This is a genomic window from Gluconobacter sp. Dm-44 (genome assembly GCF_018256175.1).
In the GTDB taxonomy this organism is placed as follows: Bacteria; Pseudomonadota; Alphaproteobacteria; order Acetobacterales; family Acetobacteraceae; genus Gluconobacter; species Gluconobacter cadivus.
The window spans coordinates 239,403-260,934 of the sequence record NZ_JAERLZ010000001.1 but is presented as its reverse complement, the minus strand read 5'-3'; the positions used below and the strand labels follow the sequence as shown (position 1 = coordinate 260,934).

General features: G+C 60.2%; 22 protein-coding genes. 15 read left to right on the top strand and 7 right to left on the bottom strand.

All coding sequences use genetic code 11. The features are described 5' to 3' along the window. Window positions 1–46 precede the first annotated feature (46 nt). Window positions 47–1,096, top strand: coding sequence for a hydroxymethylbilane synthase (gene hemC, locus JK213_RS01195; RefSeq protein ID WP_194261663.1), 1,050 nt, complete (start codon window positions 47–49; stop codon window positions 1,094–1,096). 26 nt (window positions 1,097–1,122) lie between these two features. Then, window positions 1,123–1,770, top strand: coding sequence for a uroporphyrinogen-III synthase (locus JK213_RS01190; protein WP_322783024.1), 648 nt, complete (start codon window positions 1,123–1,125; stop codon window positions 1,768–1,770). 2 nt (window positions 1,771–1,772) lie between these two features. Here the strand turns inward: JK213_RS01190 and secB are convergent, their stop codons facing one another. Then, a complete protein-coding gene (secB, locus tag JK213_RS01185; protein WP_062033330.1) occupies window positions 1,773–2,294 on the bottom strand; it encodes a protein-export chaperone SecB in 522 nt (173 codons plus the stop codon). A gap of 207 nt (window positions 2,295–2,501) precedes the next feature. Here secB and JK213_RS01180 point away from each other — a divergent pair, with 207 nt between their 5' ends. From JK213_RS01180 to JK213_RS01165, 4 genes are all read left to right on the top strand, one after another. Continuing rightward, window positions 2,502–3,296, top strand: coding sequence for a Tim44/TimA family putative adaptor protein (locus JK213_RS01180; RefSeq protein ID WP_194261515.1), 795 nt, complete (start codon window positions 2,502–2,504; stop codon window positions 3,294–3,296). A gap of 42 nt (window positions 3,297–3,338) precedes the next feature. Next, window positions 3,339–4,481, top strand: a complete 1,143-nt coding sequence (locus JK213_RS01175; protein WP_194261514.1) for a murein transglycosylase A — start codon at window positions 3,339–3,341, stop codon at window positions 4,479–4,481. Then, window positions 4,478–5,296, top strand: coding sequence for a site-specific DNA-methyltransferase (locus tag JK213_RS01170; RefSeq protein ID WP_077802466.1), 819 nt, complete (start codon window positions 4,478–4,480; stop codon window positions 5,294–5,296). The genes JK213_RS01175 and JK213_RS01170 overlap by 4 nt, the downstream gene beginning before the upstream one ends. An 81-nt stretch (window positions 5,297–5,377) precedes the next feature. Continuing rightward, complete coding sequence (locus JK213_RS01165; protein WP_228125345.1) at window positions 5,378–6,853, top strand: cytochrome-c peroxidase; 1,476 nt, start codon at window positions 5,378–5,380, stop codon at window positions 6,851–6,853. Window positions 6,854–6,932: 79 nt separating this feature from the next. Here JK213_RS01165 and JK213_RS01160 read toward each other — a convergent pair whose 3' ends face one another. After that, window positions 6,933–8,117: a lipase family protein gene (locus tag JK213_RS01160; protein ID WP_194261512.1), complete on the bottom strand. Its 1,185-nt coding sequence runs from the start codon at window positions 8,115–8,117 to the stop codon at window positions 6,933–6,935. A 126-nt stretch (window positions 8,118–8,243) separates the two neighbouring features. Then, on the bottom strand, window positions 8,244–8,453 hold the full coding sequence (locus JK213_RS01155) for a hypothetical protein (protein WP_194261511.1): 210 nt from the start codon (window positions 8,451–8,453) through the stop codon (window positions 8,244–8,246). 156 nt (window positions 8,454–8,609) lie between these two features. Here JK213_RS01155 and JK213_RS01150 point away from each other — a divergent pair, with 156 nt between their 5' ends. Then, window positions 8,610–9,173, top strand: a complete 564-nt coding sequence (locus tag JK213_RS01150; RefSeq protein WP_322783023.1) for a Smr/MutS family protein — start codon at window positions 8,610–8,612, stop codon at window positions 9,171–9,173. Between the two features lie 5 nt (window positions 9,174–9,178). Here the strand turns inward: JK213_RS01150 and JK213_RS01145 are convergent, their stop codons facing one another. Together JK213_RS01145 and hemF are read right to left on the bottom strand one after the other, a co-directional pair. After that, entirely contained in the window at window positions 9,179–10,261 is a 1,083-nt protein-coding gene (locus JK213_RS01145; RefSeq protein ID WP_194261510.1) for a hypothetical protein, read from the bottom strand. After that, window positions 10,258–11,175 (bottom strand): oxygen-dependent coproporphyrinogen oxidase, encoded by a 918-nt coding sequence (gene hemF, locus JK213_RS01140; protein WP_194261509.1) that lies wholly within the window; start codon window positions 11,173–11,175, stop codon window positions 10,258–10,260. Before hemF ends, JK213_RS01145 begins: the two co-directional genes overlap by 4 nt. 286 nt (window positions 11,176–11,461) lie before the next feature. On the opposite strand from hemF, the gene JK213_RS01135 reads away from it, so the two are divergent. Further along, the gene (locus JK213_RS01135; protein ID WP_194261508.1) at window positions 11,462–12,352 is read left to right on the top strand and encodes an S-methyl-5'-thioadenosine phosphorylase; all 891 of its coding nucleotides are present in this window, start codon (window positions 11,462–11,464) and stop codon (window positions 12,350–12,352) included. Between the two features lie 52 nt (window positions 12,353–12,404). On the opposite strand, the gene JK213_RS01130 is transcribed toward JK213_RS01135, so the two are convergent. Together JK213_RS01130 and JK213_RS01125 are read right to left on the bottom strand one after the other, a co-directional pair. Next, complete coding sequence (locus tag JK213_RS01130; RefSeq protein ID WP_228125344.1) at window positions 12,405–12,668, bottom strand: hypothetical protein; 264 nt, start codon at window positions 12,666–12,668, stop codon at window positions 12,405–12,407. 106 nt (window positions 12,669–12,774) lie between these two features. Continuing rightward, window positions 12,775–13,485 carry a dienelactone hydrolase family protein gene (locus JK213_RS01125; protein ID WP_228125343.1) on the bottom strand — a complete coding sequence of 237 codons (711 nt, stop codon included), beginning with the start codon at window positions 13,483–13,485 and terminating at the stop codon, window positions 12,775–12,777. Window positions 13,486–13,527: 42 nt separating this feature from the next. Here JK213_RS01125 and JK213_RS01120 point away from each other — a divergent pair, with 42 nt between their 5' ends. The 7 genes from JK213_RS01120 to JK213_RS01090 all read left to right on the top strand — a co-directional run bounded on the left by JK213_RS01120 (window position 13,528) and on the right by JK213_RS01090 (window position 21,531). After that, window positions 13,528–13,734 carry a DUF4169 family protein gene (locus JK213_RS01120; RefSeq protein WP_194261507.1) on the top strand — a complete coding sequence of 69 codons (207 nt, stop codon included), beginning with the start codon at window positions 13,528–13,530 and terminating at the stop codon, window positions 13,732–13,734. A gap of 129 nt (window positions 13,735–13,863) precedes the next feature. After that, on the top strand, window positions 13,864–14,154 hold the full coding sequence (gene groES / locus JK213_RS01115) for a co-chaperone GroES (protein ID WP_062027127.1): 291 nt from the start codon (window positions 13,864–13,866) through the stop codon (window positions 14,152–14,154). Between the two features lie 50 nt (window positions 14,155–14,204). Beyond that, window positions 14,205–15,845: a chaperonin GroEL gene (gene groL, locus JK213_RS01110; protein ID WP_062495641.1), complete on the top strand. Its 1,641-nt coding sequence runs from the start codon at window positions 14,205–14,207 to the stop codon at window positions 15,843–15,845. A gap of 276 nt (window positions 15,846–16,121) precedes the next feature. Further along, the gene (locus tag JK213_RS01105) at window positions 16,122–19,112 is read left to right on the top strand and encodes a TonB-dependent receptor domain-containing protein (protein ID WP_194261506.1); all 2,991 of its coding nucleotides are present in this window, start codon (window positions 16,122–16,124) and stop codon (window positions 19,110–19,112) included. Window positions 19,113–19,267: 155 nt separating this feature from the next. Beyond that, window positions 19,268–19,654 (top strand): hypothetical protein, encoded by a 387-nt coding sequence (locus JK213_RS01100; protein WP_194261505.1) that lies wholly within the window; start codon window positions 19,268–19,270, stop codon window positions 19,652–19,654. After that, entirely contained in the window at window positions 19,654–20,619 is a 966-nt protein-coding gene (locus tag JK213_RS01095) for a hypothetical protein (RefSeq protein WP_211571257.1), read from the top strand. The genes JK213_RS01100 and JK213_RS01095 overlap by 1 nt, the downstream gene beginning before the upstream one ends. Before the next feature lie 51 nt (window positions 20,620–20,670). Further along, window positions 20,671–21,531 carry a heavy metal-binding domain-containing protein gene (locus tag JK213_RS01090; protein ID WP_194261503.1) on the top strand — a complete coding sequence of 287 codons (861 nt, stop codon included), beginning with the start codon at window positions 20,671–20,673 and terminating at the stop codon, window positions 21,529–21,531. The last annotated feature ends 1 nt before the right edge of the window (window position 21,532 follow it).

Here is a 21,532-nt window from a genome sequence, read left to right as displayed (position 1 = left end):
TGTCATATCATGACAGTCCCGTGTGAATGGGCTAAAGCTGCCGTTCATGAATGCTCCCGTCCTGCCTTCCGATGCGCTCCAGCGAGTTGCAGCGGAAGCCGTCCGCCGTTCCCATGCCGCTGAGCCGCCGACTGGCCGCAAGCTCCCTCTTCGTGTCGGGTCGCGGGCATCGCCGCTGGCGCTGGTCCAGACGCGCAATTTTCTGACGCGTCTGACGCGCTTCTGCCCGGTCCTGCGCGACATGGGCGCGTTTCAGGAATACCAGATCAGCACAGAAGGCGACCGCAATCAGGTTCAGCGTCTGGCAGAAATTGGCGGTAAGGGACTGTTCGCTAAGGAAATCCACGAGGCACTGGTGGCAGGGCGGATTGATTTTGCCGTGCACAGCCTCAAGGATCTGGAAACCAATCTGCCGCCGGGCCTCGTGCTGGCCTGCACGCTCAAGCGTGAGGACGCGCGCGATGCGCTGATCCTGCGGGACCGGACCGTAAAGATCGATCCCGAACGCCCGTATGACTGCCTGCCCGAAGGCGCGCTGATCGGATGTGCGTCCGTGCGGCGTCAGGCGCAGATGCTGCATGTGCGGCCTGATCTGCGGTTCGGGCTGCTGCGGGGCAACGTGCAGACTCGACTGGACAAGCTGCGGGCCGGGGCGTGCGATGCGACACTTCTGGCGCTGGCCGGACTGCGTCGTCTGGGCATGGAGGACCGTGTGGATGTGGTGTTCGAGCCGCATCAGATGCTTCCGGCCTCTGGGCAAGGAATCGTGGGTGTGACGGTTCGTGAAAGCGATCTGGAACTGCGTGAACTGCTGTCTGCGATCGAAGATCCAGAGGCCCGGGCCGTTTCGACAGCCGAGCGCGCGCTTCTGGCGGAGCTTGACGGCTCCTGCCGGACGCCGATCGGAGGCTATGCCCGCATCGAGAAGGGCGTGCTGAAGCTGACGGGCATGATTGCAAGCGAGGACGGCACGTTCCTGTTGCAGCGCCACATCGAAGGCGCGCCGCTCGAAGCTGCCCGTATGGGAACGGAACTCGCGGACGAACTGCGCCGCGATACGCCGTCCAACATTTTTGAAGACATGAGGCGTCCCTGACACTTCTATCGGATCGTGTTGTTCTGGTGACCCGGCCGGAGCCCGGACTGTCCGTTACCATGGCGGAAGTCAGGGCACTGGGCTGGCAGGCGATAGCGTGTCCGATGCTGGACATCACGGCGCTGGCGCCGGTTGCTCCTGAAAACTTTCGAGCCGTTCTGGTGACAAGCGCGAATGCGCTGCCTGCATTGCGGGACTGGCCGAAGGAGCGGCTTGTCGTCGCCGTGGGCTCGCAAACGGCGGCGCGGGCGCGTCAGGCCGGATTTATCCATGTTGAAGCGGCAGACGGAGATGCCCGGGCTTTGACCGCATTCTGCCGGATGCGGGGCATTACGGGCGCAGACGTGCTTCTGGCCAGCGGCGAAGGCTACGGTCTGGATCTGGCGAGAAATCTGGAGGTGCAGCGGGCGGAAGTTTATGTGGCCTGCAAGCGTATGACCTTGCCGGAGGATGCGACGGCGGCTCTGCGGGAGCGGCGAGTCAATTCTGTGCTGCTGTATTCCGGGAAAACGGCGGAAGCGTTTCGAGAAGCACTTGGAGCCGAAGATGTGACGGCACTGTCTGCCGTGCGGGCGCTCTGTCTGTCAGAGGCCATAGCCGCGCGCCTGAACCATAAGGAATGGCGCGCGGTGATGTGGCCCGATCCGCTAAAGCAGCTCGGGCCAGTTGCCTGAGATCAGGCTTCGCCAGCGGGTTCCGGGAACTGCTGGGCGCGCTTGGCCTGCCACAGGGCCACGAAGTCGATCGGCTGAAGCACGACGGGCGGGAAACCGCCGTCACGCGTGACATCGCTGACGATGGCGCGGACATACGGGAAGATCAGGCGCGGCACTTCAACCAGCAGGATCGGCTCGACCAGTTCCTGCGGCGGGTTGGTCAGCGTCACGACGGCAGCATAGGTCAGTTCGGCGATGAACACCGTACGACCGGCCTGTCCACCTTCCTGTGCGGGCGGTTCAGCAGCTTCGGCGCGGACGGCCAGAGCCACTTCATAGACAGCCTGATCTTCTTCCAGACGGTTGGCCTGGACGTCGATGTTGACGGAAATCTGCGGGGCAGAGCGCAGCGTTGCGAAAATGGACGCGCCAGCCGGAACTTCGAAGGAAAGATCCTTCGTATATTGCAGGTTGATGGCGAGCGGCATTGCCGGCACGTTTTCCTGACCCATCACGGTGTTGTCGGCGGTGTTCTCTGACATGCGGTCTCCGGTTCCGCAGGGGCGAACCCCATGGCGGACATCGATTGAAACGATTGCGATCCCTCGGCGGTAGCATGATGTCTGCTGAACGCCAAGACACGCTTCTGGCCGACAGATGGTTGAGATCAGAGGGATTGCACCCTATCTGTAGGGCAACGGATCTTTAACCGGACACTTCGAAGTCCGGACAGTGAGAAACAGAGCTTCATGTCTTCTGACGACATTCATCTCCCCGCTGGCCTCATGGCACATGCTGGCCATTCTTTCCCCTGGGACCTCGTGGTCCTGTTCGTGCTCGCCGTGGTGCTGGGTGTGAGGCTGTACCGTGTGCTCGGTCGTCGCGTCGGGATGCAGGGTGTGCGGCAGGAACGTCCGGGCGGTGGCCGGTTCGGTTTTGGACCGCAGAAGGGCGCTGCTCCTGATGCAACGCGTCCAGGCGCGCCGCCTCCGCTCCCGGGACAGGCCTCGGGCAAGGGCGATAACGGTGCGTTCGCCGCCACAGTGCCGGATGTGGACTATGAAATTCCCGCTCCCGTAACCCGTGTCGGTGGCGTTCTGGCTGAAATTGGAACGACTTTCCCCGGTTTCTCGCCTTCCGGTTTCCTGAAAGACGCTGAAGACACGTTCCGGCAGGTCGTTCCAGCCTTCGCAGTCGGGGACCGTGCCGCGCTTGAAAAACTGCTGACGCCCGCTGCGCTGGAAAGTTTTTCGGCTGCGATCGACGTGCGGACGCAGGCTGGTGAGACGCAGCGGAGCGATCTTCGCGGCGTTGAGAGCCTTTCCATTCTGGATGCGATGCTGATGTCAGCGGAAGACGGGCAGCGGACAGGGCGAATCGAGGTGCGCATCGTGTCGCGGCAGGTGAATATCCTGACCGATCGTCAGGGCGACCCCGTGGTCGGAACCGAAGCTGTCACCGAGTTCCATGATCTGTGGCTGTTCGAGCGTGTGGCAGGACAATCCGATGCACAATGGCGTCTCGCGGCGTCCTGCCCGGCCTGATCCTTTTCGAGATTTTTTCTATTCGAGTTTTCTGCCTGTCCGATGAAAAAACTGCTGACTCTGCTGACTCTCGGCGTGCTGTGCGGCTGTACGCCGCAAGAGGCGCCGTCGTCACTTTCCCTTTCTCCCGTTGGATATGATTCGCTTGCCGGATGGGGGCAGGAGGATTTTGCATCGCTGATGCCGCTTCTTCGGGAGGAGTGCCATCGACTGGCACAATTGCCGCCCGAAACGCTGCTCGGTGGAAGTGATGCCATCACTTATGGCCGTCATGCTGCCGATTGGAGCAATGCCTGTACGGCGCTGGCGACGGCAACGGACGCCAGAACGTATCTGGAAACATGGTTCCAGCCTTACGAGACCGGCACTGAGGCATTTTATACCGGCTATTTCGAGCCACAAATTCCTGCCTCCCTGACACGCGGCGGGGAGTATCAGACGCCGGTCTATGGCCGTCCGCATGATCTCGTCCGGGCAAAGGCGACCAATGGCCAGATGGTCAGCGGGCGCTGGGTGAACGGACAGTTCGCACCCTATTACGACCGGGCCGCGATTGATGGCGGTGCGCTGGAAGGACAGGGGCTTGAGATCGCCTGGCTGAAAAACCCGATCGATCTGTCGTTTTTGCAGATTCAGGGCTCAGGGCGGTTGATCCTGCCGGATGGCGGACAGGTGCGTGTTAGCTATGACGGGCGCAACGGGCAGGCTTATGTGCCGCTGGGGCGCGTGCTTGTGCAGCAGGGCGAACTGCCTGCGGATGGTGTCAGCATGGACAGCATCCGGAACTGGCTGGAAACGCATCCGGACCAGATGATGGCCGTGCTGGAGCGTAATCCAAACTATGTCTTTTTCCGTCGTGACGACGGCAATCTGACGCAGGGGCCGAAAGGCGCGTTCGGGATGCCGCTGACGGCTGGACGTTCCGTGGCGGTTGACCGGTCTCTGGTGCCGTTTGCAATGCCGCTCTGGGTTGAGACGAAGCTGCCTTATAGTGCGGGGCAGCCTGTGGCTTGGGATCATCTGGTGTTCGCGCAGGATATCGGAACGGATATCAAAGGTGCGGGGCGGGCTGATCTGTTCACCGGATGGGGCGCGAGTGCGCAGTCCATCGCTGGGAACCTGCATGCACATGGCCGGATGGTGCTGTTTCTGCCGCGCCCACCTGCGGATTCCGGGGCGCAATGATCCGCAGTCGCCGGGAAAAACTCGGTGTTCATACGCTGATCCGGGGAGACTGCACGACGGTTCTCAAGCGGATGCCGTCGCAGAGCGTGGACGTGGTGGTGACGTCGCCGCCCTATAATCTGGGTGTGTCGTACCGGACATATCAGGACCGGCTGCCGGAAGACGCGTATCTGGACTGGCTGGAGGATGTCTGCACCAGTTTGTGTCGTGTGATGAAAGATGATGGGTCGTTTTTCCTGAATATTGCAGGATCGTCGTCCCAGCCCTGGCTGCCGTTCGAGCTGATGACGCGGCTGCGCAAGCTGTTCGTGCTCCAGAACCACATCACCTGGATCAAGTCGATTTCGGTCGGTGAGATCACCTACGGACATTTCAAGCCACTGAATTCTGCGCGTTTCGTCAACCGCAACCATGAGCATGTGTTCCATCTGACCAAGACGGGAAACGTGCCTGTGCAGCGGCTGGATGCGGGTGTGCCGTTTACGGACAAGAGCAATATCGTGCGGCGGCAGCACATTACGGACCGGCGTTGCCGGGGCGATACATGGTTTATTCCCTACGAGACCGTGCGCAGCCGCAAGGAGAAGTTCAGCCATCCGGGGACGTTCCCGGTGGCGCTTCCCGAAGCCTGCATCCGGCTGCACGGGCTGCGGCCCGGTGGCGTGTTGCTGGACCCGTTTATGGGCTCCGGGACGACGCTGGTGGCGGCGGAGCGGATGGGGTGTGTGGGGATCGGGATTGATACCGATACGTCTTATGTGAACGTGGCGCGCAAGAGGGTGCGGGCTGCGATCGATCACGAGGACGAAGATTAATCGACGACACCTGTTTTTCTGACAGGTTCAATCACTTTGACTTTGCGTGTCACTTTTCGACATTATCACGACACCGTGAGTATGAGGAGAAAAGTGGTGCGTTCCAGCACGATTACAAAGGGAATTGCCGGTCTGGTGGCGCTGGGCGTTGTCGCCTGGGGCGGGACTGTCACTTATCTCGAGCATTTCGATCATGCTGGAGCACCGCAGCTTCCTGCCAGCAGCCCGACGCGACAGGACCCGACGGCCATGGCGGCTTTTGCGGCTCTGCGCGAAGTGCGCTGCGATTACTGCCACACGCAGAATGCGAACCTGCCGTTCTATTTCAGCCTGCCGCTGGCTAACCAGATCATGAAGCGCGACTTGGTGCAGGGACAGCGTCATTTTGAATATGCACCGGTTCTGGCCGCGTTGCAGCAGGGCAAGCCGCCTTCGGTCGAGCAGCTTTCCCGCATCGAGGAAGTCATCACCCAAAACCGTATGCCGCCGGCGGCCTATTTGCTGATGCATCCGCATGCCCATCTGAACGAAAAGCAGCGCGTGGACATCCTGAATTGGGTGCGTGAACAGCGCGAGCGTTATTATGCGACGCCGGGCGTGGCAGCGCAGTTCCGTGGCGAGCCGATCCAGCCAATTCCCGAGAGCGTGGGCGTAGACTGGAAGAAGGCCGAGCTTGGCCGGGCGCTGTTCTTCGACAAGGGCCTGTCGGGTGACGGGACGCTCAACTGTGCAAGCTGTCATGGTCTGAACAAGGGCGGCGTGGACAACCTGACGACTGCGACGGGTATTGGGGGCCAGAAAGGGCCGATCAATGTGCCCAGCGTCTATAATTCCGTGTTCAGCATGTCCCAGTTCTGGAATGGTCGTGCGAAGGATCTGGCGGAGCAGGCGGCAGGGCCGGTCATGAACCCGCTCGAAATGGGTTCGCATGACTGGGCGACGGTGGCCGAGCATGTCCGGAGCACACCGGGCTATGCCGGGCAGTTTGAGGCGGCTTTCGGTTCCGATCAGATCGACAAGGACACGATCACTGGCGCGATTGCGGAATATGAAAAGACGCTGATCACGCCGGACAGCCGTTTCGATCTGTATCTCAAGGGCGATGCGAAGGCGATTACGGCGCAGGAAAAGCGCGGCTATGAGCGCTTCAAGGAAATCGGCTGCTCTGGTTGCCATAGCGGTATTGCCGTGGGGGGTGACGCTTATGAGATCCTTGGACTGGAAGGCCCGTATTTCGAAAACCGTCACACGAAGCTGACGGCTGCCGACGAAGGGCGTCTGTCTGTGACCCATGCGGAAGGCGATCGGGCGCGGTTCAAGGTTCCGAACCTGCGCAATGTCGAACTGACCGGACCGTGGCTGCATGATGGCTCGGCCACCACGCTGGAGCAGGTCGTACGGGAAATGGCGCGTTACGAGACACCGGATCGGGACATTGCCGATCAGGATGTCACGGATATCGTGGCGTTCCTCAAGACGCTGACAGGCAAATATGAAGGCATTCCTCTGAAGGATGTGCCCGCTGATCAGCCGCTACAGGCTCCGGCTTCGAACTAAAGTCTGCGGAACCTGCGGAAATAAAAAACGGCCCCGGATCATCCGGGGCCGTTTTCTTATGGGCTGTGTCTGTAAGGGCTTATTGCTGCGGCACGGGGTTGCACTGCGGCGGGACGGGCTGGCCGGTCATGACTTCGTTGGTGAAGATCGCGGAATCGGCCAGAGAGCCGTTGACCGTCTCACTGTGGTTCAGACCCTTGTAGAGATGTGCCTGAACCAGCGATCCGGCGGCGCAGGCCGCTTTGACCAGTCCGAGCTGGAGTGCAGGAGGGACGTCACGGTCTTCCGTGCCCGTCCCGGTGAAGAGGGGCTGGGCCAGCTTGAGGGTTGGGAACTCCATGCCCTTCAGAGCCGGGCTGATGGCCTTGAGAAAGGTCGGCTGGAGCGTGTTGTGCAATGTCAGGCCAGCGGCCTGCGTCTGCTGGGACAGGGATGTCAGGCATTCATGCGCCGCCTTGCGATAGAAGGGCAGCGCCTTGGGTGTGAAGGCCTCTTCGGGACGGAAATGCGGGTCGTGTCCTGCCAGTCCGGTGGCAAGGTAGAGGACATAATCGACGAGCGGGCTGTAGCCTGCGTCGGGATGGGCGGCATTCTTGAGCAGATCCCCAAGAAGTTCGGGCGTGACGTAGGGGGCTCCGGTGGCCACGGTGCCGCGGATGTCCAGTTCGGGGGCGTAGGTCGGCGCATAGGCCGCCGTAGCGACGGCGGCGCCACCGCCCTGAGACTGGCCGACGATCATGATTTTGTTTTTCAGGTCCGGCACGTTGGCCAGTGCGGCGCGGATGCTGTCGAGGACGCTATAGGCTTCGACCCGGGTGTCCAGATAGGCATGCGTGCCGGGTCCGCCGAGGCCCTGATAGTCCGTTGCGACGATAGCGAAACCGCGTTTCATCCATGTTGAAAGATAGGTGCTGTTGCGATCGTTATAGGGATTGAGGGAGGGCGCGCAGCTATCGTCCACGCCGACAGTGCCGTGTGCCCAGGCGACGATCGGCCAGCCGCCTTTTGGCGCAGGGCCGGGGGGAAGGATGATTTCGGCCGTGACGGGAACGAGGCCCTTGCCGGTAATGCCGTTCGTCGAAAGATAAGTGATGCGCAGGGCGCGCCCGGCGTCTGGAAGGCTGAGCGCTGCGGCCAGCGGCGCCGAGGTTGTGATGGTTCCGGGTTTTTGAGCGCCGGATGGGGCTGCGGCCTGTGCCGCGCTGAAACAAAGGGCGGTGCTGGCGAGAAGGGGGGCGAATTTGCGCAGGAGAGGCAGGGGCATGGAAGATCCTAAGTCGGTCTTGGGCCGGTCTGGCGTTGCAAGCGAGACTGACGGCATGGTCCTTAACGTCAAGTGAATTTAAAATGGCTTTATGTAAGAGACGGCGCCTGAAGTGATGCGGGACGATCAATCGTCCTGCGCGAGGCGGCGGTCAGCGGCCTTGTCGATCCGTTCACGCTCTTCTGCCGTCAGCAGGCCGCGTTCGTATTCCTGTGTGGCGCGGGCCTTGGCGTTGCTGGCGCGAGCGCGGGTATCGATCGGATAGGCGCGTTTTTCAGGCAGGGCGAAGGCGCTGTCGGGGAGGTTGTCGCGCTCTTCCTGTGTCAGATGGCTCATGGCCCTGTTCTTTCGGAAAATGGAACGTGAGGCGTAAACGCATCCGCGGGCGGAAAGTCCCGAAAGAACATTGTTCAATGATGCCCGAAGCCGTTACATGCTCGGGGCCTAAACTGTCTGATGGACAAGGGCGGCCGGACAGGAAGTGAGGATAGTGTGGCGAAGCGGGATCTGAGGGAGGAAGAAGCGACGCTGTGGCGGATGGTTGTCCGCGATATCAAGCCGTTGCGGTCTCCGCGCTCCCCGCGTCGTCTGGCGCCTGCGGTCAAGGTCGAGCCTCCTGCGTCCATATCGGAGGCACCGCGCTCCATGCCTGCCGTGACGGGACGCTCTTTCCTGCCTGTACAGTCTGAGAAGCCGAAACCGCGTCCTGCGGAGCTTTCAGTGGGTGTTCGCGCGCCGGGCTTGGATGATACGAGCTGGAAACGTCTGTCACGCGGGCAGATGAAGGTGGATGCGCGGCTCGATCTGCATGGTTATGTCGTGCAGGAGGCCTTCGAGCGGCTGTATGACTTCATGCAGCGCGCGCGAGTGCGGAATTGGCGCTGCGTAGAGGTGGTGACGGGGCTTGGAAGTGGACAGACCAGCGGGCTGATCCGTCGTGAACTGCCAATGTGGCTTCAGCGCGGTGACCTGCGGTCGATGGTTCTGGCGGTTGTGCATCCCCATGCGGCCAATCACGGATCGGTCCGGATTCTGCTGAAAACGCGCCGTCGCTGATGCTGTCAGAGGTGGCGGGTTTCCTGTCCCTCGCGCCAGCGCGGTGTATTGACGGAGAGCCAGCGGCGCAGGGCCAGCGTGGCGCCCAGATCGGGAACGGCACGTGAGAGAAACGGGGCCGCGTTGTCGCCCGTGACCAGCTTGAAATGATGCGTCTCGGCCCAGCGCCTCACACCGGCATCCGCCGTGGCAGCCGTGCAGGCGCGGTTCCATTGCGCGACGATCTCAGGCGGAGTCAGCATAGGGAGGGCAATGGCCATGGCCGTATCTGCCGCGGCGGAGACGGCCTGCCACGCGTGATAGAACGGCCCTTCGGGCGCGCGATGCCTCGCCTGCTGATAGGCTTCCATGAAAATGGGGATGGTCGTCGAATGCGTATCGGTCAGGTCGCCGGTGTAATAGATCGCGCTCGTGCCCTCGGGCAGGTTGGCGAGGACGTCATCAAGCGGTCGGTCGAGCGTGTAAGGAGAAATCTGCACGGCATCGACGGTGCCTTCGTGCAGGGCGGTCAGGGCGTTTGACGAATCCACATAACCGGGCACGGGAATGGGGCGCAGGCCGAGAAGCGAGAGGCCCATCAGGGCATTCAGTTCCGGGCCGCCAATGCGGGAGACGGCAAGGCGGACAGGATGATCGTGGAAGAAACCCGTCAGGCGGCTGCGCAAGGTCTTGTGCAGTTCGGCGCGGGCGATGACGACGGTCGTGGTGGAAGCCACCAGAACCGGGGTCCAGCGTCCGAAATCGTAATGGACGCGGGAATCGCCTGTCAGGGATGCCAGAAGTGTGGCGCCGGGAAAGGCCAGCGCCGTATTGCCGTCAGGCGCGCTGTTGGCGTCGAACAGGTTTGCGGCGCGAACGCCGTCCTGTCCGATATCGGGGGTCAGTTCGAGAGGCGTCGCCAGATCCAGTGTGTGGGAAATGGCGCCACTTGCCAGTTCTGCGAACTGGCCGGGGATGGAGGCGAGCGTGCCGCCCAGAAGGAGCTGAACATCCGTCAGAGTCCCGGCGCGGGCCGGGGTGTTCAGGAAGGGAGCGGTTCCGCCAAGGGCCGCCAGCCCTTTCAGGGCGGCACGTCGGGTCAGTCTCACGGCCAGCGGACTTCCGGCGGCATGCTCATGAGGATGGCTTCGGTGTTGCCCCCTGTCTTGAGACCGAACAGCGTGCCACGGTCATGCAGCAGGTTGAACTCCACATACCGGCCACGGCGGATGAGCTGGGCATCGCGGTCCGCTTCGGTCCATGGGGTGAACATCCGGCGGCGCACGACAGCGGGGTAGGCATCATGGAAGGCCATGCCGACATCCTTCGTGAAGGCGAAGTCCTGATCCACATTTCCGGTAGAGAACTGATCGTAGAAAATACCGCCCAGACCGCGTGGTTCGTTGCGGTGGGACAGATGGAAGTAGCGGTCGCACCATTCCTTGAAGCGGGGGTAATGCTCCGGATTGTGCCGGTTGCAGGCATCTTCGAACGATTTGTGGAAATAGTCCGCGTCCGACCGCGCTTCTGCGGTGTCGGGGAACATGGGCGTGATGTCCCCGCCGCCGCCGAACCAGCCCTTCGTCGTGATGATCATGCGCGTGTTGAAATGCGCGGCACTGACATGCGGATTGCACGGATGGGCGACGAGGGAGACGCCGGTTGCAAAGAAACGCGGGTCTTCTTCGGCCCCCTGAATGTTTTTGCGGAATTCGGGGGAGAACTCGCCCCAGACGGTCGAGACATTGACACCGACTTTCTCGAACACGCGGCCGCGCATGACGGACATGACACCTGAACCGCCTTCGGGGCGGCTCCAAGCCGTGCGTTCGAAACGGCCGGGGGCAGTGCGGTCGCGCAGGACCTGCGACCCCCCTTCGGCGGCCTCGTCTTCGAGTTTTTCGTAGGACGCGCAGATGCGGTCACGGAGGGTTTCGAACCAGGCTTTGGCGTCCTGCTTGAGGGCGTCGTGAGGTACGTCTGGACGAACGGTTTCGGCGAAACCGGGGCTGATCTGGTCCATTTTTTCTTCCCCCGTCTATACAGGACAAAACTTCGTTACGCGCAGTGTCCTAGCAAATCGTGCCGTCGTCGAACAGTTGGCTGATGCATGACTGACGCTCATTGGTGGCGGCCATCCGTGGCGGGACGATGGCGCAAAGACATTTTCATTTCGTAAAAGCGCTGGGTTTTGTGAAAATATTTTGCTGAACGCGGGAAAGGAGCGTGTGCGGCGTGCGAGGGTTGCGCGCCGGGCGTTCTCGTGGTCCAGAACGGGCGAGCGGACCAAACAACAGTCAGGAACAGACATGTCTTCGGAACAGGAAATCCAGCCCGTCATCGGTGTGATCGGTGGTTCGGGACTGTACGATATCGACGGACTCGAAAACAAGGAATGGCGCAAGGTCGAAACGCCTTGGGGTGAGCCGTCCGATGAACTGCTGTTCGGGACGTTCGAGGGCGTGCAGTGCGTGTTTCTGCCGCGTCATGGACGGGGCCATCCCATTCCGCCGTCGCGCCTGAATTTCCGCGCCAATATTGATGCGCTCAAGCGTGTGGGGGTGACAGATATTCTGTCGCTTTCGGCTGTGGGGTCGCTCAAGGAAGAATTGCCGCCGGGGCATTTCGTGCTGGTGGACCAGTTCATCGACCGCAGCTTTGCGCGTGAGAAGAGCTTCTTCGACACGGGCTGTGTGGCGCATGTTGGCATGGCGGACCCGGTTTCGGCGCGCGTGCTGGATGTGGTGCAGGGTGAAGCGGCTTCACTCGGTATTCCGTTCACGCGGGGCGGAACATATCTGGTGATGGAAGGTCCGCAGTTCTCCACGCGCGCAGAGAGCGAGCTCTACCGGTCCTGGGGCTGTTCGGTAGTCGGTATGACGAACATGCCGGAAGCCAAACTCGCACGCGAGGCGGAGATGAACTACGCGACCGTTGCGATGGTCACGGATTTCGACTGCTGGCACAGCGAGCATGACAGCGTGACGGTCGAGGCTGTCGTGAAGGTCATGACGGGCAATGCGGAGAATGCGCGTCGCCTTGTGAAGGCTGTCATTCCGGTGCTGGGCAGGAAGCGCCCGGTCGATGCCAGTGCCGAGCGTGCTCTTGATCATGCGATCATCACGGCTCCGGCTGCACGTGACCCGAAGTTGGTGGCCAAGCTCGATGCTGTGGCCGGACGTGTTCTGAAACAGGGCTGAGGCTCTGCTGAACGCCGCGCCTGCGTAAAACGGGCGCGGCGGATATCATTGATCAGTCGAAATTATGGTTCGGATCTGCGTTCAGGTCGATGCCTGCCCGTGCATCATCAATTTCCACGCCGTCCAGTTCCACCGGCGGCAGGTCCTTAACCGGAGTGCCCTGCGGCACTCCCTTGATTGCGATCAGGTCGGCGGCTTTTTCGAGATAGCCTTCTGGACCACAGTCCGGCTTGCCATCGGCTTCCCACAGAAGACGCGCTTCGTGACGGATCGCGGCGTCGTGCTTGGGGTCGTCTTTGAGCGGATTGGTGCTCATCTTGAAACTCCTGTCTGATCCGGTGCGGTATTCGCCGGGATTGTTATCAGTATAGACCCCTTCCACGGTTTTGCGACAGTCTGTGTCACCGTGTCGGGAGAGTGCTTCAGGCGAGATGTGTTTTCAGAAAATCGACGCTGCGGGACCAGGCGAGATCGCGGGCGTCACGGTTGAAGCTCGGGCGTTCGGGGCAGCCGAAACCGTGACCGGCGTCGTCATAGACATATTCCTCGACCTCGGGGCGGGCGTCGCGGATCTTCTGGATTTCGGTGTGGGGGATGGAGGAATCCTCGCCGCCGAAATGCAGTTCGACGGGACAATGCGGCGCGGTATCGACATGGTTGCCGATGCTGCCGCCATACCAGCTGACGGCGGCGTCCACGTTATGGGTCTGGGTCGCTGTCAGCCATGCAAGCAGACCGCCCCAGCAGAAGCCGATGATACCGACTTTCCTGTGTCCGGCATCACGCAGGACCTTCGCGCAGGCAGCAATATCGGCAAGCGTCTTGTCGGACGGAATCTGGCTGCGAAGTTCGAGGCCTTCTGTCACGCCAGCCTGTGAGTAGGGCAGGACGATATCGGCTTTCGCGCGGTCGAAGACGGCGGGCGCAATGACGTGGAAGCCTTCTGCGGCGAAGTCGTTGCAGATACTGCGGATATGGTCGGTCAGGCCGAAAATTTCCTGCACGACGATGAGGGCGAGGGGCGACTCCGCCGAGCCGGATTCCCACGCGCCGAAGCTGTGTCCATCTGAAGCTGCCAGCTTGACCATCTGGCCTGATGCGGGGGTTTTCTTGTCCGATGGGCTGTGTTTCATGTCTGTCTATCCAGTTTTGTCATGCCCGAAAGGCCATGAATCATGAGCGACGTCATCAATCTCCGCCGGGAACGCAAACGCCGCAAGGGCGTTGAGGATGCCAAGGTTGCGGATGCCAATCGTCGTTTGTATGGACGGACCAAGGGCCAGAAACTGACGGAAAACATGGAAAAACAGCGGCTGAAAAGCCAGCTTGACGGGCGGAAACTTTCTTCTGATCCGTCTGGGAACGACAGCGAGAAACCTTGACGGAAACGGGTTGGGCGCCTATGTCATTGGCACTCTCCATACGAGAGTGCCAAATGCACTGCAGTCATTGAGTGCAGCAACCCGGTCATGCTGCTTTTTACAAGGGTGTGACCAATAATGGAGCGATCCATGACGAAGTTTCGTCCCCTTCACGACCGCGTGGTGGTCCGTCGCCTGACGGGCGAAGAGAAGACCGCCGGCGGCATCATCATTCCTGACACCGCCAAGGACAAGCCGACCGAAGGCGAAGTTGTTTCCGTCGGCCCGGGTGCCCGCAACGAGCAGGGCCAGATCGTGGCTCTGGACGTCAAGGCTGGTGACAAGGTGCTGTTCGGCAAGTGGTCCGGCACCGAGGTCAAGATCGACGGCGAAGAGCTGCTGATCATGAAAGAGAGCGACATCATGGGTGTGATCGGCTGATCAGCCGTCCCCGTTTCCTCTCGTAAAAACCTCATTCAGGAGTAAGAATTATGGCTGCCAAGGACGTAAAGTTCGGCGCTGATGCCCGCGAGCGTATGCTGCGTGGCGTTGATATCCTCGCAAATGCCGTCAAGGTCACGCTCGGCCCGAAGGGTCGTAACGTTGTTCTCGACAAGAGCTTTGGCGCACCGCGCATCACCAAGGACGGTGTGTCGGTTGCCAAGGAAATCGAACTGGCTGACAAGTTCGAGAACATGGGCGCCCAGATGGTCCGCGAAGTCGCGTCCAAGACGAACGACATCGCAGGCGACGGCACCACGACCGCAACCGTGCTGGCTCAGGCCATCATCCGTGAGGGTGCCAAGGCTGTTGCTGCTGGCATGAACCCGATGGATCTCAAGCGCGGCATCGACAAGGCTGTCGGCGTTGTCGTTGAAGAGCTGAAGAACAACACCAAGAAGATCACGTCTCCAGAAGAGATCGCTCAGGTCGGAACGATTTCCGCCAACGGCGAGACCGAAATCGGCGAGATGATCGCTTCTGCCATGCAGAAGGTTGGTTCCGAAGGCGTCATCACGGTTGAAGAAGCCAAGGGCCTGCACACGGAACTCGACGTTGTCGAGGGCATGCAGTTCGACCGCGGCTACATCTCCCCGTACTTCGTGACGAACCCGGAGAAGATGACGGCTGATCTCGACAGCCCGTACATCCTGATCCACGAAAAGAAGCTCTCCTCGCTTCAGCCGATGTTGCCGCTTCTCGAAAGCGTTGTGCAGTCCGGCCGTCCGCTGGTGATCATCGCCGAAGACGTCGATGGTGAAGCCCTTGCCACGCTGGTCGTGAACAAGCTGCGTGGTGGCCTGAAGATCGCTGCCGTCAAGGCTCCGGGATTCGGTGACCGTCGCAAGGCCATGCTGGAAGACATCGCCATTCTGACGGGCGGTCAGGTGATTTCCGAAGACATCGGGATCAAGCTGGAATCCGTCACGCTCGAAATGCTGGGTCGCGCCAAGAAGATCCACATCGAGAAGGAAAACACCACGATCGTCGAAGGCGCTGGTAACAGCGACGACATCAAGGGGCGTTGCAACCAGATCCGCGCGCAGATCGAGGAAACGACGTCCGACTACGACCGCGAGAAGCTCCAGGAGCGTTTGGCGAAGCTGGCCGGTGGCGTTGCCGTCATCCGCGTCGGTGGCAGCACCGAGGTCGAGGTGAAGGAGCGCAAGGATCGCGTTGACGACGCCCTGCATGCAACCCGCGCCGCTGTTGAAGAAGGCATCGTTCCGGGTGGTGGTACGGCTCTGGCCCGCGCATCCTCCGCTCTGAAGGGTCTGACCTTCGACAACGACGACCAGCGCGTCGGTGGCGAGATCGTCCGTAAGGCTCTGCAGGCTCCGCTGCGCCAGATCGCCTTCAACGCTGGTGAAGACGGTGCAGTCATCGCAGGCAAGGTGCTTGAGAACGACGGTTATGTCTTCGGTTTCGACGCTCAGAAGGGTGAGTACAAGGATCTGGTCGCGGCCGGTATCATCGACCCGACCAAGGTTGTGCGTACGGCCCTGCAGGATGCCGCTTCGGTCGGCGGTCTGCTGATCACGACGGAAGCCATGGTTGCTGAACGCCCTGAGAAGAAGGCTCCGGCCGGCGCTCCGGGTGGCATGGGCGGCATGGGCGATATGGACTTCTAATCGAAGTCCGGTCCGTCTCTCGCCTCTTTTACGAAAGAGGCGAGATGCCAGATCTGTTGCAAAAAAGCCTCTGGCCTTCGGGTCAGGGGCTTTTTAAATTTCAGTTTAATTACTGAATCCAAACCAAAACCCTGGCTGGGTATAACCGTTGCATTTATCACACATGTTGCATTCAAGTGTCCTCTGAAGACATGGCTGGTATGTATTTTTCGTGACAGTCACGCTCTGAGATCTTTAGACAGGGAACAACATTCTTCTGAAGGATTTTGTTCTTTGATGAGCACATCTCGTCGCCACCTGTTGCTGTGTGCATCAATTCTCGGAGTTGGGACCCTGTCAGGAACGGCTTTCGCCGCTTCTACGACACAGCCGGAACACCGTTCCCACAAGGCTGTGCATCACAAGACAGCCGCTTCGACGACTACTTCCAAGGCCGTAAAGCCTGCTGTGGCCGCTCCAGTTACTGCACCGTCCGTTGCCGTACCCGTTGCTTCCACGCGGAAAGCAAAAGCCATATTTGCACCTGCTGCTGTCGAAGGCGGTAGTGAAAGCATGGTGGTTACGGGCTCTGCACTGCGCTCGTCCAACAACCAGAATGCGAACCCCGTCCAGATCGTGACGTCCAAGCAGATCCAGATGACGGGCGCGACGTCTGTTGGGGACTTCCTGCAGCGTCTGCCGTCCATGGGGTCCGGTGGAACATATAACAGCAGCACCAATGGCGGCGGCGGCATGTCCTGCGCGGATCTGCGTAATCTTGGTCAGCAGCGCGTCCTGGTCCTGATCGATGGCAAGCGCACGACGCTGAACACGAACGGGACCAGTTCCTGCGTGGACATGAACACCATTCCGGTTCAGGCGATTGCAAGCATCGAAGTGCTCAAGGACGGTGGTTCGGAGCTTTATGGTGCGGATGCCGTTTCGGGTGTCATCAACATCAAGCTTAAGCATAACCTGAACACCGGCAACATCACGCTGCATGGTGGCATCAGCGACTTGGGCGATGGTAAAAATGGCCAGATTTCAGCCTACAAGGGCTGGAATTTTGATCATGACAAGGGCAACCTGACGCTGTTCGCGCAGTATCAGACCAATCAGGGCGTGATGAATCGCAACCGTGACTGGGCCTATTCTGCCGCCCAGAACAATCCGGGCGCGGGCGGGACGGTTAAATATGGTTCGGCCATTCCGCCGAACGGTCAGATTAGCACAGCTGATGGTAACTACGCCTGGAGCACGAGCAATAACGGTACGCAGTTCCATAATTGGTCGAATTCTGACCGTTATAACTTCGCCCGTCAGTCTTCGCTGCTGAATTCCTGGCAGGATGCGACAGCTAACGGCGATTTCCATTATGATTTCAACCGTCATCTGACGGTCTATTCGAACGCCATGTATTCGCACCGTACGACGTCCACGTTCATGGCTGCTGAACCCACGTCAGGTAGTGTTCCGCCGTCGACGTTGCCGAACGTTCTGACGATTCCGGCAAACGACCCTTACAATCCGACTGTAACCGGTGCGAATGGTTTGTATTCCGGCGACCCGCAGGATGTGCAGCTTTATCGCCGTCTGACCGAGATGGGAAACCGTCGCACCGAGACGTCCAGCGATACTGTGACGGGGATGTTCGGTGCCAAGGGCGAGATTACCCACAAGTGGATGTATGACGTGTCCTACACTTACGGCAACAGCCAGATGGCTGATGTCGGCGAGAACATGGGCAATTACCAGCACCTGCTGAACACCTACGGCATCCAGCAGCTTGATCCGAGTGATCCGAACAGCGGCGTGAGATATAATCCTGCCGTCTGTCAGGCCTCTGCCGGTTGTACGCTGTCGACCAATCCGTTCGGTAAGCTGACGCCTGAGCAGATTAAATACGTCAACTACAATACGCATGACAACGCGACGTATCAGATGCGTGACCTGAACGTCCGCATCAACAACAACGACGTTGTGAAGATGCCGTGGGCGAATGGTGGTCGTCTGGGTATTGCTCTGGGGATGGAGCATCGCAGCGAGCAATTGTCCTACCATCCCGATCCGCTGGCCGCGGCTGGTCTGAGCATGACCAATCCGTCGGGTGCGACGGGCGGTGGCTTCAGCGTCAGCGAAGCCTATCTCGAAGGCCGTCTGAACCTTCTGCATAACGCACCATTCGCAAAAGATCTGACCATCGACGGACAGGGGCGTTTCTCGTCCTACAACAATGTCGGCGACACGGAAAACTGGAAGACCTCAATCAACTGGCAGCCGGTTCGTGACGTGCATCTCCGCGCAACGCTGGGAACGTCTTTCCGTCAGCCGAACGTGTATGAACTGTATGGCGGCCAGTACCTGAACTATCTGCCGGGTGCCGATCCGTGCACGGAAGCTACGAGTCCGACCGTCATTGCCAACTGCATGAAGCACGGCGTCTCCAGCCCGCAGACCATGCAGGACGTGAACTCCGGCCAGATTCCGTCTCTGACGGGTGGCAATGCGAAGCTGAAGCCGGAAACCGGCCGGACCTATACGTTCGGTGCAGAATTTACCCCTCACTGGATTCCGGGTCTGTCCGCGTCTATCGAGTATTGGCATTACACGCTCAAGAACCTGATCTCGCCGCTGAGCCCGCAGTATATCGTCAATCAGTGCTATCAGGGTGGAAACGAATCTTACTGCTCGGATATTAACCGTTCGTCCATTTCCCAGCAGATCAACGACGTTTCCACTTTTTACGTCAATCAGGGTGGTCTGAAGACAGGTGGTATCGATTTCGATCTTGATTATCGTATCCGCGTCACGCCGCATGACGTCCTGACAATCAGCAACAACTTCCAGCAGTTGATCAGCTATCTCCAGCAGTTCCAGGCTGGTGGTCAGTGGGACAATCTTGCCGGTCGTCTGATGTACACGACGGGTAACGGTCAGCCGCGCGTTCGTGACTATGCAACCGCGACTTGGCAACATGGCAATTTCAGCTTCACCTATATGATGAATTATACAGGTGGCATGATGTGGAATGATGGTGAGACGGACCTCGCCGCCTATAACCGTCAGTCCCCGGGTAGCTATGGTCGCGTCAAGACGCCGGGCATTTTCACGCATGATATTTCCGTCGGATACCATTACAACGACTGGAACTTCACCGGCGGCGTGAACAACCTGCTCGACAAGAACCCTCCCTATGTTGTGGACGGTTCCACGAACAGTGCGCAGGGCCTGTATGGCAGCATGTATATGGGCCGTTACGCCTGGCTGCAGATTTCCCGCGATTTCTGATGGCGGCTTGACTGTCTGAAGACAGGCTTTCTGAAAAGCCCCCGGTCATTGCGACCGGGGGCTTTTTTTTATGCGGACTTTTCGAAAGCGGAATTTCCTGATTGACGGGAGAGGAAACCTGTCGAACTGTAACAGCCGATGTCGAAGAGGGGCTCATGACCGGCAATATCGACGATCTTGCGGCGCTGATCCGGGACGCTGAAGGCGGTCGGGAGCGTTTTCTGGAAAAGTTCGCAGCTTTCTGCGAGCAGGCCTTTCCGCGTCAGGCAACCGTGACGCGGAAGGCGCGAGGATGGCTGAAACGCACGGTCGATATCGAGGAGCTTGCCCTTCGGTTTGAAACGCGGGTTTTCGTGCTCCGGCGTGACGGAGCCGGGGTGGTCGCCGAGATCGCCCACGAGGTGCGTGGAGTGGCGATCAGTCGCAAGCAGGTTCCGGTCCGGGACTGGATCACAGAGTTGCGTCAGAAAATCCATGAAGCTGGGCTGGCCGTTTCGGGTGAGGGTCACGCATCTGCCGAACTGACGGATTTCCAGCCGTGATGCGCCTGTTCCCTTGGTCCTCCGCTCCGAAAAAAGAGGCCGAGGCACGGGCGTTTCACGAGCTTGGCGATCGGGCACGTCCTCTGGTGCGTCTGGGATCGGTGCGACAGGCGCTTCTGACGCCGTCCATGGCGATTGTGCCGCTGGGGAATGTTCATGCCGAAACCTGGTGGAAGTCCGGGATGAACTGGCAGGCCGTGCATGAAGCAGGCTGGCGCACGGCAACGGACCGAATCCGCGAGCAGGCGCGGGCGTTGGGGGCGGGAGCTATTCTGAACCTGCGATACCGGCTTGAGCATCATGGCGGGGCCCTTGGCTTCATGCTGCACGGGGAAGCCGTGCGTGTGCCGCAGCTTGAACGTCTGGATGTGCTCCCTTGTGTGCCGTGGAATGTGGCGACGCTGGATGTGGCGCTTGCAGCCGGGATCGTGCCTGTGAATTACGGCGTCGGGACGTGGGAAGAGATCCGCTACACGGGGCCTCTGGAAGGCTTTTTTGATGCGTTCAGCATTGGGGAAAGCGCGCTTTTGACGCAGACCAAGCGGTCGGCCCGAGATGCAGCGGCGCTGAGTTTGCGGAACGATCCGGCCTGTCGGAACTGGGACGGGGCGCTGGGGCATGACGAGATCGTCGGACTGACGGTGCAGTCGGAACGGGGTGTCGTGAAGTCGCTTCGGGTTCGGGCGGCTGTGAGTATTCTTGGATATCGGCGCATCGGCGGTCAGGGTTCAGTGTCGCCTGCGATGGTCTGCGGACTGGAGGGTGTGGTCCGTTCTGGCTTGCAGCATCGGCCGCTTTTCGCTGGAGTTTCGAACCGGATCGAGGTTGAGGACGAGGCTGGCGAACGGGGCAGGGATGGTCGCGTTGAGGCCGCTGTTCTGGGCCTTGAAGTCGGCGGTGAGGTTGTCAGCGAGGCCGTCGAGGGACTGGATGGTCTGTTTGACGGCTTGAATGATCTGTTCTGAGGCTCGTTCCGAGCGGCCTCGTGATGTTGTGGATTTTACGGCGGGAGTCCCATGGGTATCTTCGATCAGGTTCCGGGTTTTGACGCGCTTCCTCCGGGTTGGGGCGGGGGTGGATCTTCCGAACCAGCGCAGGGTGGTGGACAGGTGCCGCCGGTGAGGGCTTCTGGCGGTCGGGTTGCGACGTCGGATTTCAGCGTGCGCGAGCTGCTGGTCGTCGAGCAGGCCGGGTTCCGGGCATTGGGGTTATGTCTGGGCAACAGCATCTGGAAGGTGCAGGCCAATACGCAGTTTCGCAACACGTCTTATGAACTGACGGATCTGACGGGCGCCATGTATGGTGCGCGTGAGAAGGCCGTTGAAATCATGCGCGAAGAGGCCGAGCAGCTTGGTGCGGACGGGATCGTGGGAACGCGTCTGGAGATTTCACAGCTTGCCGATAGCGGCATGCTGGAATTCCGGGCGTTCGGGACGGCGATCGTGCATGCGGAAGGACATTCTGGATATCGGCGTCCGGACGGACGCCCCTTCACATCCGATCTGTCGGGGCAGGATTTTGCACTGGCGCTGCGGTCGGGGCGGCGGCCTCTGGATCTGGTTCTGGGATGCTGCGTGCAGCATATTCCGCGCCGGAGCCTGATGACGACGCTCAAACAGGCCATGCAGTGTGTGGAGTTGGATCTGTTCACGCAGGCTTACTACACGGCGCGCGAGCACGCGATGGAGCGGATGTCGGCTCATGCGGCGGAAGTCGGGGCCAATGAAATCATCGGGACGACACTGCGCGAAGAATCGCATGTCTGGGGTGATCATATCGTCGAGTTTCTGGCCATCGGAACAGCCATGTACGACACTGGAAAGCCGGACCCGAATTTCCGTATCGCCCCGACCTTTACCCTGACGCTGGATGACTGAC